2 protein-coding genes are annotated in these 619 nt (G+C 58.0%); one reads left to right on the forward strand and one right to left on the reverse strand.

Annotated features, from left to right (window positions below):
* Nucleotides 1-334 (forward strand): hypothetical protein (locus tag AQZ49_RS22685; protein ID WP_197411161.1); only part of this gene is annotated, 334 nt, incomplete at its 5' end.
* 94 nt (nt 335-428) lie between these two features.
* Here the strand turns inward: AQZ49_RS22685 and AQZ49_RS22900 are convergent.
* On the reverse strand, nt 429-619 hold a 191-nt coding region (locus AQZ49_RS22900), incomplete at its 5' end, for a hypothetical protein (RefSeq protein WP_231739370.1).

Below are 619 nucleotides of genomic sequence, written 5' to 3' on the forward strand. Positions count from 1 at the left end.
CGCCGCCGGGTTGGTAGATGATGCCGCCGACTGGCGTTGGTCAAGCGCGCGCAGCCATATCGCCAACCAACGCGCGAGCGATGACCCGTTGACCGATGTGGCGGCACTGTCTCGGCACGTTCCCAATTGGCGCGCGATGTTACGCCATGGCCTCGAGGCGGGCGAATTGACGGCGGCGGGACAGGACGTTGCGCAGACGATTGAATCGCGACTCAACACAGGACGCCCCCTGGCAACACCCGAATGGATTGCCAATCACGAAGCCCGGATGGGCCGCATCATGAGCCCGCAACGACCCGGCCCCAAGCCGAAGCCGCCAGCTAGCTTCGCCTAATAGGTATACTGCCCCCGGAACTCCCTAATAGGTATACTGTCCCCGGAACTCCCCTGTCCCCGGAACTCCCCCAAGTCTTAATTTACATCACTCGTTAATGTGCAAAGGGATTGGAGGTTCCCTTCAGACATTCCAGAACGGCATCAAACACTGTGTGAAGCTCAAACTCGTAGGTTTGTCTGAAAACGACCTTCCCATCCCTCAGGAATGACACGTTACGACCGGCCACATTGACAACATCATCGCCCTTGAGGAAGAACATGATACCATGCCTGTTCTCGTAGC

Source organism: Novosphingobium sp. FSW06-99 (assembly GCF_001519065.1).
In the GTDB taxonomy this organism is placed as follows: Bacteria; Pseudomonadota; Alphaproteobacteria; order Sphingomonadales; family Sphingomonadaceae; genus Novosphingobium.